7 protein-coding genes are annotated in these 15,009 nt (G+C 73.9%); 5 read left to right on the forward strand and 2 right to left on the reverse strand.

Annotated features, from left to right (window positions below; translation table 11 throughout):
• Positions 1-6: 6 nt before the first annotated feature.
• From hisS to mnmA, 3 genes are read left to right on the forward strand one after another with little or no spacing between them, the layout of a single operon-like run.
• Positions 7-1,266 carry a histidine--tRNA ligase gene (gene hisS / locus Q7L73_RS01255; protein WP_304688462.1) on the forward strand — a complete coding sequence of 420 codons (1,260 nt, stop codon included), beginning with the start codon at positions 7-9 and terminating at the stop codon, positions 1,264-1,266.
• Entirely contained in the window at positions 1,263-3,056 is a 1,794-nt protein-coding gene (gene aspS / locus Q7L73_RS01260; RefSeq protein WP_304688463.1) for an aspartate--tRNA ligase, read from the forward strand. The genes hisS and aspS overlap by 4 nt, the downstream gene beginning before the upstream one ends.
• A 48-nt stretch (positions 3,057-3,104) precedes the next feature.
• Positions 3,105-4,598, forward strand: a complete 1,494-nt coding sequence (mnmA, locus tag Q7L73_RS01265; RefSeq protein WP_304688464.1) for a tRNA 2-thiouridine(34) synthase MnmA — start codon at positions 3,105-3,107, stop codon at positions 4,596-4,598.
• Here mnmA and Q7L73_RS01270 read toward each other — a convergent pair.
• Positions 4,577-6,241 carry a hypothetical protein gene (locus Q7L73_RS01270; RefSeq protein WP_304688465.1) on the reverse strand — a complete coding sequence of 555 codons (1,665 nt, stop codon included), beginning with the start codon at positions 6,239-6,241 and terminating at the stop codon, positions 4,577-4,579. The genes mnmA and Q7L73_RS01270 overlap by 22 nt on opposite strands.
• A 196-nt stretch (positions 6,242-6,437) precedes the next feature.
• On the opposite strand from Q7L73_RS01270, the gene Q7L73_RS01275 reads away from it, so the two are divergent.
• Positions 6,438-10,013 carry a hypothetical protein gene (locus Q7L73_RS01275; RefSeq protein ID WP_304688466.1) on the forward strand — a complete coding sequence of 1,192 codons (3,576 nt, stop codon included), beginning with the start codon at positions 6,438-6,440 and terminating at the stop codon, positions 10,011-10,013.
• Positions 10,014-10,082: 69 nt separating this feature from the next.
• Here the strand turns inward: Q7L73_RS01275 and Q7L73_RS01280 are convergent, their stop codons facing one another.
• Positions 10,083-12,191, reverse strand: a complete 2,109-nt coding sequence (locus tag Q7L73_RS01280; protein WP_304688467.1) for a hypothetical protein — start codon at positions 12,189-12,191, stop codon at positions 10,083-10,085.
• A 104-nt stretch (positions 12,192-12,295) separates the two neighbouring features.
• Here Q7L73_RS01280 and alaS point away from each other — a divergent pair, with 104 nt between their 5' ends.
• A complete protein-coding gene (gene alaS, locus Q7L73_RS01285; RefSeq protein ID WP_304688468.1) occupies positions 12,296-14,962 on the forward strand; it encodes an alanine--tRNA ligase in 2,667 nt (888 codons plus the stop codon).
• Positions 14,963-15,009: the final 47 nt, after the last annotated feature.

The raw sequence follows: 15,009 nt of genomic DNA on the forward strand, positions 1-15,009 counted from the left end.
GCGCCGATGGCTCAGAAGCTTCAAGCCCCGCGCGGCACGTACGACGTGCTGCCCGACCTCGCCGCTCGGCGCCACGACGTCGAGCAGATCGCCCACCACGTGCTGGGCGCCGCCGGCTACCGCCGCATCGAGACGCCGGTATTCGAGTCGACCGACCTGTTCGCGCGCGGCGTCGGCGCCTCGACCGACATCGTCCAGAAGGAGATGTACACCTTCGAGGACGGCGGCGGCCGCTCGATCACGCTGCGCCCGGAGGGGACCGCGCCGATCGCGCGCGCCTACCTCGAGCACGGCATGCAGAAGCTGCCGCAGCCCGTGAAGCTGTGGTACTTCTCCAGCTTCTTCCGCTACGAGCGGGCGCAGGCGGGCCGCTACCGCCAGTTCTGGCAGATCGGCGCCGAGGCGATCGGCTCGGCCGAGCCGGCCGTCGACGCCGAGTGCATCCTGCTGCTGGCCGAGCTGCTGGAGGCGTTCGGCGTCAAGGGCGTGCGGCTGCGGATCGGCTCGCTCGGCACGCCCGCGACGCGCGCCGAGTACAGAGCGGAGCTGCAGGCCTACCTGCGCGCGCACCAGGAGCAGCTCTCGCAGGAGGTCGTCGACCGCATCGACCTCAACCCGCTGCGCGCCTTCGACGCCGACCACCCCGGCACGCGCGAGGTGATGCAGGGCGCGCCGCTGCTGCTGGACCGCCTCACCGGCGAGGACGCCGACCACTTCGCCGAGGTGCGCGCGCTGCTGGACGGCGCCGACCTCAACTACGAGGTCGACCCGACGCTCGTGCGCGGCCTCGACTACTACGCGCGCACGCTGTTCGAGTTCACCAGCGACGCGCTCGGCGCCCAGTCGGGCGTCGCCGGCGGCGGCCGCTACGACGGCCTGATCGAGCAGATCGGCGGCCCGCCGACGCCCGGCATCGGCTGGGGCGCGGGCGTCGAGCGGATCCTGCTGGCCGCGGGCGAGCGCCCGGCGCCGCCGCCGCTGTGCGACCTGTTCGTCGCCTACACCAGCGACGCCGGCCGCCGCGCCGGCTTCGAGCTGGCGCTGGAGGCGCGCCGCGCCGGGCTGTCGGCCCAGCTGGAGCTGGCCGGCCGCTCGCTGAAGGGCCAGTTGAAGCAGGCCGGGCGGATCGGCGCGCGCAGCGTCGCGATCGTCGGCGAAGACGGCAGCACCGCTCAGCTGAAGGACATGGAGAGCGGCGAGCAGGACGAGATCGAGCTGCAGCGGGTGATCCCGCTGGTACTGCGAAAGGGAAAGACGCTGGCATGAAGACTCCGCGCCCGAACGGCTACCGCGACGCCTGGGCCGGGGAGCTGACCGCCGCCCGCGCCGACCAGCCGGCGCGCGTCGCCGGCTGGGTCCACCGCCGCCGCGACCACGGCGGGCTGATCTTCATCGACCTGCGCGACCGCTCCGGGATCGTCCAGCTGACCTTCCACCCGGACCGCGCGCCGGAGGCGCACGCGCTCGCGCACTCGCTGCGCTCCGAGCACGTCGTGACCGCGACCGGCACGCTCGTCCGCCGCGAGGAGGCGAACGTCAACCCGAACCTGCCGACCGGCGAGGTCGAGCTGCTCGTCGACGAGCTGACCGTCCACGCCGCCGCCGACACGCCGCCGTTCCCGATCGACGAGGACGGCTACGTCGACGAGACGCTGCGCCTGCGTCACCGTGCGCTCGACCTGCGCCGCACGGGGATGCAGGAGACGCTGAAGCTGCGCCACACCGTCACCGCGACGATGCGCGGCGTGCTCAACGAGCGCGACTTCCTCGAGATCGAGACGCCGAGCCTGACCCGCTCGACGCCGGAGGGCGCGCGCGACTACCTCGTGCCGGCGCGGATCGACCCGGGCTCCTTCTACGCGCTGCCGCAGTCGCCGCAGCTGTTCAAGCAGCTGCTGATGGTCGGCGGCTTCGAGCGCTACTACCAGATCGCCCGCTGCTTTCGCGACGAGGACACGCGCGCCGACCGCCAGCCCGAGTTCACGCAGCTCGACCTCGAGCTGTCGTTCGTCGACGAGGACGACGTGATCGAGACGATGGAGGCGGTGATGGGCGCGATCTTCGCCGCCACCGACTTCGAGGTCGCCGCTCCCGCATGGCCGCGGATGTCGTACGCGGAGGCGATGCTGCGCTTCGGCTCCGACCGCCCCGACACCCGCTTCGGGCTGGAGATCGCCGAGCTGGGGGAGATCTTCGCGGGGACCGAGTTCAAGGTCTTCGCCGGCGCGCTCTCCGGCGGCGGCGTGATCCGCGGCCTCAACGCCGGCGCGCGCGAGCTGCCGCGCAGAGAGCTGGACATCCTCACCGAGCTGGCGAGACAGAACGGCGCCAAGGGCCTCGTGTGGGCGTTCGTGCAGGAGGACGGCACGTGGCGCTCGCCGGTCGCGAAGGCGCTCTCGGCGGCTGAGATCCAGTCGGTCAACGAGGCGCTGGAGGCGACCCCGGGCGACCTGCTGCTGGTCGTCGCCGACAGCGCGAGGATCGCCGCGCAGTCGCTCGGCGCGCTGCGGCTCGACCTCGCCGAGCGCTTCTCGCTCGTGCCCGAGGGCCGCCACGACATCCTCTGGGTCGTCGACTTCCCGATGTTCGAGCAGACCGACGACGGCTGGACGGCGATGCACCACCCGTTCACGGCGCCGACCGGCGACCTCGACGGCGACCCCGGCGCGATCATGTCGCGCGCCTACGACCTCGTGCTCGACGGCTCCGAGATCGGCGGCGGCTCGATCCGCATCAACACGATCGACGTGCAGAGAAAGATCTTCGGGATCATCGGCTTCAGCGAGGAGGAGGCGCAGTCGCGCTTCGGCTTCCTGCTCGACGCCTTCCGCTACGGCGCCCCGCCGCACGGCGGCATCGCGATGGGCGTCGACCGGATCGTGACGCTGCTCGCCGGCCGCGACTCGATCCGCGACGCGATCGCCTTCCCGAAGGCCGCCTCCGGCAGCGACCCGCTGACCGGCGCCCCCGCGCCCGTCGACGACGCGCAGCTGAGAGAGGTCGGCCTGAGAGTGTCGGTCTTCAGAGCGCCGCCGGCAGCTCAGCCGCAGGGCTGAGCCGCGCCGCCGCGGTCGCCGCGGCGGCGCGCTCTACACTCGCTGGTCGTGGATCGCGAGCTGTTCGAGCACCACCTGATCTCCCGGCACGGGCACGGGCGCGCGCCTGCGGGTGCGGCGCTCGGCGTCGCCGGCACGAGACTGTGCGGCGACGTCGTGCGGGTCGCGCTCGCGCTCGACGCGGGCGGGACGCGCGTCGGCGCGCTCGGCTGGGAGGCGGAGGCCTGCGGCGCGACGCTCGCGGCGCTGAGCGCGACCGCGGAGCTGGTCGAGGGGATGGAGCTGCGCGCGGCCGCCCGGCTCGGCGCGCACGACCTCGCCGAGCAGCTCGGCGGGCTCTCCGCCGGCAAGTTCCATGCCGCCGAGCTGGTCGCCGACGCGCTCGCGCGGGCACTCGGTACGGCCGTACGCGAACAGGGCGCGCTGCCCGGCCCCGCTGACGGCGAGCGGACGCTGGTGGCGATGTCCGGCGGCGTCGACAGCGCCGTCGTGGCGCTGCTGGCGGGCCGCGACGGCGGTGACGCGGTCGCCGTCACGCTGGAGCTGTGGGCCGACGAGGAGAACGACGGCGAGCGCTCCTGCTGCTCGGCCCAGGCGGTCCGGCATGCGCGCGCGCTCGCCCACCGGATGGGCCTGCCGCACTTCACGCTCGACCTGCGCGCGGAGTTCCGCGCCGGCGTCGTCGACCCGTTCCTGGAGGACCACCGCGCCGGCCTCACGCCCAACCCCTGCATCCGCTGCAACGGCCACGTGCGGCTCGACGCGATGCTCGACTTCGCCGACCGCCTCGGCGCCGCGACGCTGGCGACCGGCCACTACGCGCGCGTCGAGGCCGGCGCGGGCGACGGTGCGCCGCCGCTGCTGCGGGCCGCTGTCGACGCCTGGAAGGACCAGACCTACATGCTCGCCGCGCTCGCGCCCGGCTCGCTGGCGCGGATGCGCTTCCCGCTCGGCGAGCTGACGAAGCCGCAGGTGCGCGCGCTGGCGGCCGAGGCCGAGCTGCCGGTCGCCTCCAAGCCGGACTCGCAGGACCTCTGCTTCCTCGCCGGCACCAGCCGCTCCGAGTTCCTCGTCCGCCACGCCGGGATCGAGCAGCAGCCGGGGGAGATCGTCGACAGCAGCGGCCGCGTGCTCGGGCGCCATCGCGGCCATCAGGGCTACACCGTCGGCCAGCGCAGAGGGCTCGGCGTCGCCGCCGAGGAGCCGCTCTACGTGCTGCGGACCGAGGCGGCCGGCAACCGCGTCGTCGCCGGCCCGCGCGCCGAGTTGGAGACGACCTCGGTGCCGCTGCGCGGCGCGCGCCTGCACCGCGACGGCGCCCGCGTCGACCGCGTCAAGCTGCGCTACCGCGCCAAGCCGCTGCCGGCGCGGCTGGTCGGCGAGCCGGCCGCCGGCGCCCACCGGCGGCTGGAGGTCGCGCTGGAGCAGCCGGTCGACGGCGCCGCGCCCGGCCAGCTCGCCTGCCTGCTCGACGGCGACGTCGTGATCGGCTGGGCGACGATCGACCGCCCGCCGCTCGCTCAGTCGTCGTCGTCCGGGTAGTAGTTGGTGTCGCCGATCACGATCCCTCTGCCGGCGGCGTCGGGCTTGCCTCTGCTGCGCTCGATCCCGATCGTCTCGGTCGCGACTCTGCCGTCGAGGTAGCGGAAGCGGATCGCGCCGCCGGCGAGGATCTCGTACGTGCCGGTCTTGTCCGGCGGCATGCTGCTGCCCCACACGAACGGCGTGCTGGTGCCGTCGCCCATCGTCGTCGTGGTGCTGTTGGAGCGCATGAATCTGCCGTCGGCTCTGAGCGCGAACAGGTAGTGCCAGGTCGTGCAGCCCATGATCAGCCCGCACATGCCGCTGAAGCCGCGGTGCTCGAGGTCGGCCTCGTAGCGGGCGCCCGCGCTCGGGATCGTCAGCTCCCAGTTGAAGTCGAGCTCGCCGAGCGTCACGTCGCCGTCCTTGGCTCTGAACGTGCCGGCCAGCGAGCCGACCGTCAATCTGCCCGACCTGGCGTCGTACGTATACGGTCTGCAGCCCTCGTCGGTCGCTCTGCCCTTGTCGTCGGTGACCGTCGTGGGCCCCGTGCACTTCGGTCGGCCGGCGGGAGGGAAGCCGTAGTACGCCCACCTGTCGTCGACGAACCAGACGGCGTGGTTGTCCCAGGCGTACATCGGGTCGATCTCGGTGCCCCAGAAGTAGCGGCCGGCGAGCGGGCCGGTCAGCGCCGGTCTCGGTCTCGGCGCCGTCCCTCTTCTCGGTGACGGCGTCGGCGCACGCTTCAGCTTCAGCGCCACCTGGCCGCTGGCGGAGAGCCTGCCAGCGGCGGCCGCGCGGAAGCGGACGCTGCCGGCGCGGGTCGCGCGGACCTTGACGGTGAGCGTGCTCGCCTTGCCGGCCTTCAGCGTCTTCAGCGCGCGCGTGCCGGGACGCTTGCGCGGCGCGCCGGCGACCTTCACGGTGACGCCGCGCGTGCCGCTGACGGTGACCGTCGTCCGCTTCGCGTCGGCCGTGCCGCCGTTGACGACGCGCAGCTTCAACGTCGTCCAGCGGCCCTTCGCGACGACCCGCGTCGCCGTGCCGACGACCCCGGCGGACAGTCTCGCGACCTTCCTCACGACCGCTCTTCTGGCCGGCGTCGGCGGGGGCGGGTTGGTGGTGGTCGTCGTCGGGCCGGGGGCGGGGGCCGGAGCGGTCGGCGCCGGATCGGGCTGCGGCTGCGGGGTTGCGACCGGCGTCAGCGCGAAGCCGTCGACTCTCTTGACGACCGCGCTGCTGGAGCCGTCGCTGACCTGCAGCGAGGCGATGCAGTTGTAGCCCTGGCCCGCGAAGCCGCCGCTGGCGAGCGCGTACAGCACCGTCGTCCCGTCCGCCTGGCGCGCGCCGCTGCCTCTGGCGACGACGCTGCCGCCGGCGTCGTAGCGCGACCACTGCGTGTTGAAGGCGATGCCGGTCGCGCCCGCGAAGACGACGCCGGGGAAATTGCACGCGCCGTCGGCGCCGCGGACGCCGAAGGCGCCGGCGAGCACGTCGGCCTGCGTCGGCGCCGCGCGGAAGGTCGTCACCAGCAGCAGCGCGCCGCTGGCGTCGTCGTAGCGCGCCTCGGCGCGGACGATGTCCCGCCCGCCCGGCAGCGCGCCGTCGGCGGGATAGTCGGCTGCGCCGCCGAACTGGGTCGCGCCAGCGGGCGCGGCGGCCAACGACACGAGTCCGACCGCGAGCGCGGACGGCAGGAGACGACGTACGACGGGCAAGGCGCGACCTCCGGGAACGGCAGCTTCGGTGACGGTTTGTCACCGCCCTACCCACGCGCCACGTCGCTCATGCTCGTGTGATGAAGGTGAGATGAAGACAGGTTTGTGGACATTCGGGAGGTCGTGTGGAAGATTCGCCGGCATGCGCCGCCTGCTCTCGTTCCTCGCCGTCGTGCTCGCGTGCGCGAGCCTGCCGGCCGCAGCCGCGTCCGCCGCGAAGCTGCCGACCTACCGCACGCCCGGATACAGAGGCACGACGCGCGTGCCGAGAACGAATGCGCCGGCGGTGCCGGTCGCGAGACCGGTGGCGCTGTCGCCGGCCGGCCGCTTCCCCGACGTCGTCGTCGACGCCGCCGGCACCTCGCACGTCGTCTGGACCGAGGACGACGGCGGCAACGCCGACGTGCTGCGCTACTGCCGCATCAGACGCGGCGCGACCGCCTGCGACAACCCGCCCGCGACGCAGGCGCTGACGACGCCGAAGGAGTACGGCCCCGGCGACGATCCGTCGTTCAACGTCGACCAGAGCGGGCCGAGAGCGGTCGCGATCGGCAACCAGCTCGTCCTCCTCAGCTACCGCTACCCGACCGCGTACGAGAAGCCCGACGGCTCCGACCCGGCGAGAACGCTGCTGGCCTGGGTCAGCGACGACGGCGGCAACAGCTTCACCGGTCCCGCGATCGTCGGCGATGCCGAGATCAACGGCGGCGTCGTCGCCTTCGGCGCCTCCGACGACCCGACGATCCTCGCGATCAGCCAGACCGAGACGGTCTGCCACACCTGCCTGCAGGCGATAAAGCCCGGCACCTTCACGAGCGCCAAGAGCAGCCTCGAGGCCGGCGGTCCCGACCAGGCCTACTACGGCACGCTCGCACTCGAGGGCGGCCGCCCGATCGCCGCCTTCGCCGACCTCAGACGGACCTCGTTCGTGCGCAGCTGGAGCGGCAGCGGCTCGCCGGCCGATCCCGCCACCTGGAGCGCGCCGGTCGCGGTCGCGGGTGACGAGCCGGTGATCGCCGGCGGCCCGTCCGGGACCTTCCTGCTGAACAAGCCGGCGTTCGGCGGGCCGTACGCGATCCGCAGAGTCGCCGGCACCGCCGTCGGCAGAGCGACGACCGTCAGCGACGGCGAGGACGACATCCTGCCCGACCTGTTCGAGGATCCCTCCGGCCGCCTCTTCACCGCCTGGCAGCAGCGCGGCGGCAGAGATCCCGGCGTGCGCCTGCGCAGCTCGCAGGGCGGCGGCGCGTGGACGCCGGCGGCGCTGATGGCGGCCGGCACCGGCAACGGCCAGCTGCAGCTCGGCGCGACCGACGACGGCGGCGGCGTGCTCGCCTACAACACGAGCGGCGGCGTCAACGGCTTCGGCCCGATCGCGGCGGTCCCGTTCGGCTCGCTGCGGCCGACCGGCAGAGCCGGCCTCGGCACGCTGCCCGGCGGCGGCGACCCGAACGCCAGAAGCGGCTGCCAGGAGATCACGTTCGGCGTCGTGCGGATCGCGCCCGGCTCGCCGTTCGCCTGCTTCTTCAAGGGCACGGGCGCGAACGCGAACGTCAGCGTCACCAACGGCGAGATCGACTTCAACGGGATGAAGATCGTCCCCGACGACGGCGTGCGGATCCTGATCGACGCCGCCAGACACACGCTCGACACGACCGGTCCCGTGCAGGCGCTCGTGCGCGGCCCGGGGATAGGCGAGGTCGTGCTGTGGCACGGGCCGCTCCACGTCGAGCTGCCGACGGCCGCCAGCGGCGTCCCCTTCTCGTTCCCGATGAACCAGTTCAGCGCCGAGCTTAAGGGCTTCGGGATCGTCGGCAAGGTCGACGTCTTCCTGACCAGACAGGGTGTGCGGATACCGCTGTCGCTGAAGCTGCCGCCGTACCTCGGCGGCGTCACCGGCGCGGCCGAGCTGGTCGCCGACAGCAAGACCGGCCTGCACCTCAACTCGCTCGTGATCGACGTCAAGGAGGCGCCGATCGGGCCGCTGCTGATCCGCGACCTGCACATCGGCTACGACGGCGCCGCCGAGCGCTGGGACGGCGCCGCGTCGCTGCTGTTCCCGCCGCCCGGCAGAGGGATGAGACTGGACGCGAGAGTCGTCTTCGTCAGAGGCGCGTTCGAGTCCGGCGAGCTGGTGCTGACGCCGCCGTTCCCGCCCGGGATCCTGCTCGGGCCGGGCATCTACCTGACGCAGATCGGCGGCGGCGTGAGACTGAACCCGCTGGAGATCTCGGTGCGCGGCCAGTTCGGCGCGATCCCGCTGACGCCGAGAGGGCCGTTCACGGCGACCGTCGACGGCAGAGGCACGATCAGCTTCGGCGACCCGATCACGATCACCTTCGACGGCACCGGCAGCCTCTTCGACATCAAGATGGCCGACGAGCATTTCGTCGTCAACGCCGACGGCTACGCCTCGATCAGAGCGGGCGTCAGATTCGACGCCGACCTCGTCAAGGTCGAAGGCAACGGCCAGGTGACGCTCGACGGGCCGAGAAAGGAGTTCCTGGCGGAGATCAGCGGCGGCGTCGAGATCGCCGGCCAGAACTTCGGCAACGTCGACGCGCTCGCCTCCACCAGCGGCTTCGGCGGCTGCTACGAGCTGCTGATCGCCTCGCTCGGCTTCGGCTACCACTGGGGCGACACGCTGCCCGAGATCATGTTCCCCAGCTGCGACCTGTCGGCCTACCGGCCGCTGCCGGGCAACGGCGCCGGCGGCGGTCCGAGCGGGCCGCTGGCGGTCGGCTCGAGCTTCGACGTGAAGCCCGGCACGGGGTCGGTCTCGATCCAGGTCGACGGCGACGGCGGGCTGCCGAGCGTCGTGCTGGTCGACCCCAGCGGCGAGCGGATCGAGCCGCTGCTGCTGACGCCGCCGCTGCCGACCGACCCGGCGCTGCTGAAGCTGCTGAGAGTGCTGGCGCTGCAGGTCTCGCCGACGCGCGTGACGATCGGCATCGTCGGCCCGAAGGCGGGCACGTGGAGAATCGAGCCGGCGGCGGGGGCGGCGCGGGCGTCCGCGGCCGTCGCCGCGCGTGCCGGCGACGGCGCGCCGAACGGCTCCGCGGCGCGCATCGGCGCGGCCCGTCCGAGAGCCCGCCCGGCCGCGATCGCCGGCATCCAGCTCGCGACCGGCCTGCCGGCGCCGACCGTCTCCGCGCGCGTCGCGGGCAGGGGCCGCACGCGCACGCTCAGCTACAGAGCGACGAAGCGCGACGGCCTGACGCTGACGCTGGTCGAGCAGGGCCGCGGCTTCAGCCGCACGCTCGCAACCCGCAACGCCGGCAGCGGCAGCGTCCGCTTCACGACCGGCGACCTGCCCGGCGGCAAGCGGACGGTGACCGCGCTGCTGAGCCAGGACGGCTCCCCGCGCGTGCGCAGAGTCGTCGCCAGCTACACGGCGCCCGCGCCGCCGCGCCCCGCGCGCGTGCGCGGCGTCGCGATCCGCCGCAGCGGCAACGCCGCGACCGTCCGCTGGAGCCGCGCCAGCGGTGCCGCCGGCTACCTCGTCCGCGTCAGCGTCGGCGACGGCCGCAGAATCGCCCGCGTCCTGCCGGCCGGCGCCCGCTCGCTGCGGATCTCCCCGGTGGCGGCGAGATACGCCGTCAGCGCCACCGTCGCCGCCCGCACCGCGAGCGCCAAGCTCGGCCCCGCGGGCAGAGCGAGATCGGCCGCCGTCAGACCGCGCCAGCCGAGAAGAGCGACGAAGAAGCGCCGCCGCTGAGCCGCATCCGCGCCGTGCCCGTCCGCCGCCGACCCACTCGGCCGGCGGACGGGCGCAGCGCCGCGTCACTCAGCGGACCGTGATCTGCGCCTCGGCCGCGTCCGGCGTCTCGGCGGTCGCGAGCGTGATCGCGACGTCGATCGGCCCGTTCGTGTCCTGGCCAGGGCGACCGGTCTGTTCGACACGGAGCACGGCGCTCCACGTGTCGCCGGCGCGGCGCACCTCTCCGCGCGGGAAGGCGACCGGCCACCGCTCGCCGTCGTAGCCGAGCACGGTGAAGCTGCTGCCGCGCGGAGCCGGCCGCGACAGCCGCCAGCGGACGACGATCCGGTCGCCGCGGCGGACGGCGCGCAGGCCGACGATCCGCGGCTGCGGTGACAGCGCACGCCCGCGCAACCGCGGGCGCAGGGTCAGTCGCGTCTGCGCGGCGCCGTCGGGCGTGCAGGCCAGCAGCGAGATCTTCGGCCGCACGCGTCTGCCCGGCCGTGCGAACGCGACGCTGTCGGTCGGGGCGAGCCGCAGCTCGCCGCGCTGACCGGCCGCCAGCGGCGTGCTCGCGCTGACGACCGGCGCGACGACGGCGGCGCTGCGGGAGCGCGCCGAGAACGGCACGACGTCAGCGCTGGCGCGCACGTCGCATGGCTCGGTGCCGCAGCTGACGCGCACCCGCAGCGGCGTGCCGGAGCCGACGACGCCGTCGCCGAGCACCTGCGCTCGCAGCCGCGGCGCGGCCGGCGGCGCGGTCGCTGGGGCGGCCTCGCTGGGGATCGCGACGTGCAGCTGACCGTCGCCGTCACCGACGTCGAGGCCGAGCAGGTCGTGCGAGCTGCCGTCGTCGCTCCAGGCGACCGCGAGCCGCCCGTCGGCCAGCTGCAGCGCGACGACGCCGGTGGCGCTGCGGCAGGAGCTGCCGAGCGACCGTGCGCGGCCGGCGATCCGGATCTGGAAGCGGCCGTCTCTCACGATCCGCCCGCTGCCGGCGCCGGCGAGCGTGCCGCGCCAGGCGGCGACCCGCGCCTGCGCCCCGCCCTCGGCGGACGCGAACGAGGTCACGACGATCTCGCCACCGGCCGACAGCGCCGCGCTCAGGCGCGAGCCGAGCAGCTCTCCGCCGGTGCCGCCGCCGACGAACGTCACCCGGTCGCCGTCCATGCGACGCGGCGGCGCGCCCTGCGGCGTCAGCAGCGCCTCAACTGCGCCGAAGGCACCGCCTGCCTGCCGGCGGGCGAGCGAGATCGCCTCCGGCTCGGCCGAGCGCGACGCGACGACCGCGGCGCCGTCAGGCCGCAGCGCGAGCGCGATCTGATCGGCCGGCGCCTGCAGCGCGCCGGCGGGCGCGAAGCGGGCGCCGCCCGCCGCCAGCTCCCACAGCCCGAGCCGCTCGCCGCGCGGCCCGGCGATCAGCGCGCGACCGTCGCCGGCGACGGCGAGCGCGAGGTCCTTGCCGGCACTGAAGTCGCGCACGCTGCCGAGTGCGCGGGCGGGCGCGAAGCGGGCGCCGGGCGCCGCGCTGGCGACCGTGACCGTGCTTCTGCCCGAGCCGCCGTCGAGCCAGGCGACGTGCGCGCGCCCGCTGTCATCGATCCCGGCGCGGACCGCCGTGTATGAGATCTGGCTGCTGCCGAGCTGCTGCGGCACGCCGAACGGCGCGTTCGCGGAGGGCCGCGTCGCCGCCATCAGGGCGGTGGGTCTGCGCGCGGAGCGTGTCTCCAGCCAGGCGACGACGGCCGCGCCGGAGGCCGTCCCGGCGACGGCGGGCGGCGTCATCACCCACACCGGCCGGCGCGTCAGGACGGTGCGTCTGCCGGCGCCGTCGGTGACGGCGAGCCGCTGACGCGCGAATCTGCCGCTGTGCGGGACGCGAATGCCCGTCGCCGTCAGCGGCGGCTGCGGCAGCGTCGCCGCCTCGGTGCAGACGTCGATCCGGCCGCGGCTGCCGGTCGTGCCGGCGACCGAGATCCCAGCCGCGTCGACCGTCAGCAGCTCCGTTCTGCGCATCCCTCCCAGCAGCGACAGCCCGCCCGGCCCGCTCGCCCGCAGGCAGGCGGCGGAGGCGTCGCCGGGGACCTCGTAGGGCGGCAGCTCCCGCCACGCGGCCGCGGCGGTCGCGGCGGCGGGGGCGCTGACGGCGAGCGCGAGCAGGAGCGCGCGCAGAGCGGCAGAGCGGCGTACGGGCATCGCGGAATCCAACCAGGCGCAGCGGCGACGCGCCAGCGGGCGTGCGCACCGCTGCGCACGTCACCGCGCGGGCCGTGCAATCGACGCTCTAGACTGCGCAGCCCATGCCGATGACCTCCGACGAGATCCGCGAAACCTACCTTTCGTTCTTCGAGCAGCGCGGCCACCAGCGCCTGCGCTCGGCCTCGCTCGTGCCCGCGACGCACGACCCCTCGGTGCTGCTGACGACCGCCGGCATGCACCCGCTGAAGCCGTACTTCCAGGGTGTCGAGCAGCCGCCGCGCACGCGCCTGACGAGCTGCCAGAAGTGCTTCCGCTCGACCGACATCGAGAACGTCGGCAACACGCTGCGGCACCTCACCTTCTTCGAGATGCTCGGCAACTTCTCGATCGGCGACTACTTCAAGGAAGAGGTCATCGGCTTCGCCTGGGAGCTGGCCACGAGAGGGTTCGGCTTCAGAGAAGAGGATGTCTGGGTCACCGTCTTCGGTGGCGACGAGGAGCTGGGCCTCGGCGCCGACGAGGAGGCGATCGAGCTGTGGCTGAAGGCCGGCGTCCCGCGCGAGCGGATCGTCGAGTGCCCTCGCTCGGAGAACTTCTGGCAGGCCGGCCCGACCGGTCCGTGCGGCCCCTGTTCGGAGCTGTACCTCGACCGCGGGCTCTCCTTCGGCAAGGAGGACGACCTCCCGGGCGGCGAGAACGAGCGCTTCCTCGAGTTCTGGAACCTCGTCTTCATGCAGTTCGACCAGAACCCGGTCAACGTGCTCACGCCGCTTCCGGCGAAGAACATCGACACCGGCCTCGGCCTCAACCGCTTCGCGGCGATCCTGCAGGGCAAGGAGTCGGTCTTCGAGACCGACCAGTTCTGGCCGCTGATCGAGCTCGGCCAGGAGCTGTCGGGCCGCAGCTACGGCCAGGACGAGGAGACGACGCGGGCGCTGCGGATCCTCGCCGACCACTCGCGCGCGATGACTTTCCTCGTCGCCGACGGCGTCGTCCCCTCCAACGAGGATCGCGGCTACATCCTCCGCCGCGTGATGCGGCGCGCGATCCAGCACGGCCGCCGGATCGGGATCCAGCCGGGCTTCCTGCCGCGCTTCGCGACGCTGGTCGAGCAGCTGATGGGGGCCGCCTACCCGGAGATCGTCGAGCAGAGAGAGGCGATCCTGAAGTGGCTGGTCGCCGAGGAGGAGGGCTTCGGCCGCACGCTCGAGCAGGGCACGAGACTGCTTGACGAGTTGATCGCCGAGGCCAGGCGCGAGGGCAAGGAGGGCCTCGGCGCCGCCGACGTCTTCCAGCTCCACGACACCTACGGCTTCCCGATCGACATCACGCGCGAGATCGCCGCCGAGCACGACCTCGGCGTCGACGAGCCCGGCTTCGAGGAGCTGATGGAGGCGCAGCGCGCCCGCGCGCGCGCCGGTGCCGGCGGCGGCAAGGGCAGCGGCAGAGACCTGCTGCGCGAGCGGGCCCAGTCGCTCTCCTTCGACGCCGCCTTCACGAGCGAGTTCACCGGCTACACGACGACCGACCAGGAGACGACCGTCGGCGCGCTGGAGGCCGAGCGCGACGGCCACGTGCTCGTCAAGCTGGTCGAGTCGCCGTTCTACGCGGCCGGCGGCGGCCAGGTCTCTGACGCCGGCTGGGTCACCTGCGCCGACGGCGACTGCAGAGCGCGCGTCGTCGACGTGCTGCGCGTCGCCGGCGGCGCCGACCAGGTCGTCGTGCTGGAGCCCGAGGTCGGGACGCTCAAGCCCGGCGAGCACGTGACCGCGGTCGTCGACCGCGCCGCGCGCCACGCGACCGAGGCCAACCACACCGCGACGCACCTGCTGCACGCTGCGCTGCGCAGAAAGCTCGGCAACCACGTCCGCCAGGCCGGCTCCGCGGTCCAGCCCGACAAGCTGCGCTTCGACTTCACGCACTCGCAGGCGCTGACGCCGGAGGAGCTGCGCGAGGTCGAGGACGAGGTCAACGAGAGAATTCTCGCCAACCTGCCGGTGCGCTGGCTGACGACGACGCTCGACGAGGCGAAGAAGCTCGGGGCGATGGCGCTGTTCGGCGAGAAGTACGGCGACGTCGTGCGGATGGTCGAGATCGGCGACGGCTCCTTCTCGCGCGAGCTGTGCGGCGGCACGCACGTCCGCTCGACCGCCGAGATCGGCCTCTTCAAGGTGACGGCGGAGACCTCGTCGGCCGCCAACGTGCGTCGCATCGAGGCGATCACCGGCCCGGCGGCGGTGACGCAGCTGCGCGAGCACGACGTCGCGCTGCGCACGGCGGCGACCGCGCTGCGCGCGACGCCGGAGCAGGTCCCGGTCGAGGTCGACAAGCTGCGCGGCCGCGTCAAGGAGCTGGAGAAGGCTGCCAAGCAGGGCGGCGCCGCGGCCGGCGGGCTCGACTTCGACGCGCTGCTGGCCGCCGCCAGCGAGCACGACGGCGGCGCGCGCGTGCTGACGGCCGTGATCGAGTCCAACGACCCGAAGGCGCTGCCGGATGTCGCCGACAGGCTCAAGGGCAAGCTCGGCGACGCCGCGATCGTGCTCGGCTCGGTCGCCGACGGCAGAGTCCACCTCGTCGCGACGGTCGCTCCGGCGCTCGTCGAGCGGGGCGTCAAGGCCGGCGCGATCGTCAAGGTCGCGGCCGAGCTGACCGGCGGCGGCGGGGGCGGCCGCGACACGATGGCGCGCGCGGGAGGCCGCGACCCTGAGAAGCTGCCGGAGGCGATCGACGCCGCCCGCGCAGCGATCGAGGCAGCCCTCGCGGGTTGATGCGCCAGACGCCGTCCCCGACCGGCCCGCGTGCGGACGCGCGGGCC

It is taken from the genome of Conexibacter sp. CPCC 205762 (genome assembly GCF_030646155.1).
In the GTDB taxonomy this organism is placed as follows: Bacteria; Actinomycetota; Thermoleophilia; order Solirubrobacterales; family Solirubrobacteraceae; genus Conexibacter.

Bases quoted from the DNA above. Each gene is read 5' to 3' on its own strand.
- Q7L73_RS01275 (WP_304688466.1), top strand. From the start codon at position 6,438: ATGCGCCGCCTGCTCTCGTTCCTCGCCGTCGTGCTCGCGTGCGCGAGC.
- Q7L73_RS01280 (WP_304688467.1), bottom strand. From the start codon at position 12,191: ATGCCCGTACGCCGCTCTGCCGCTCTGCGCGCGCTCCTGCTCGCGCTC.
- alaS (WP_304688468.1), top strand. From the start codon at position 12,296: ATGCCGATGACCTCCGACGAGATCCGCGAAACCTACCTTTCGTTCTTC.
- aspS (WP_304688463.1), top strand. From the start codon at position 1,263: ATGAAGACTCCGCGCCCGAACGGCTACCGCGACGCCTGGGCCGGGGAG.
- hisS (WP_304688462.1), top strand. From the start codon at position 7: ATGGCTCAGAAGCTTCAAGCCCCGCGCGGCACGTACGACGTGCTGCCC.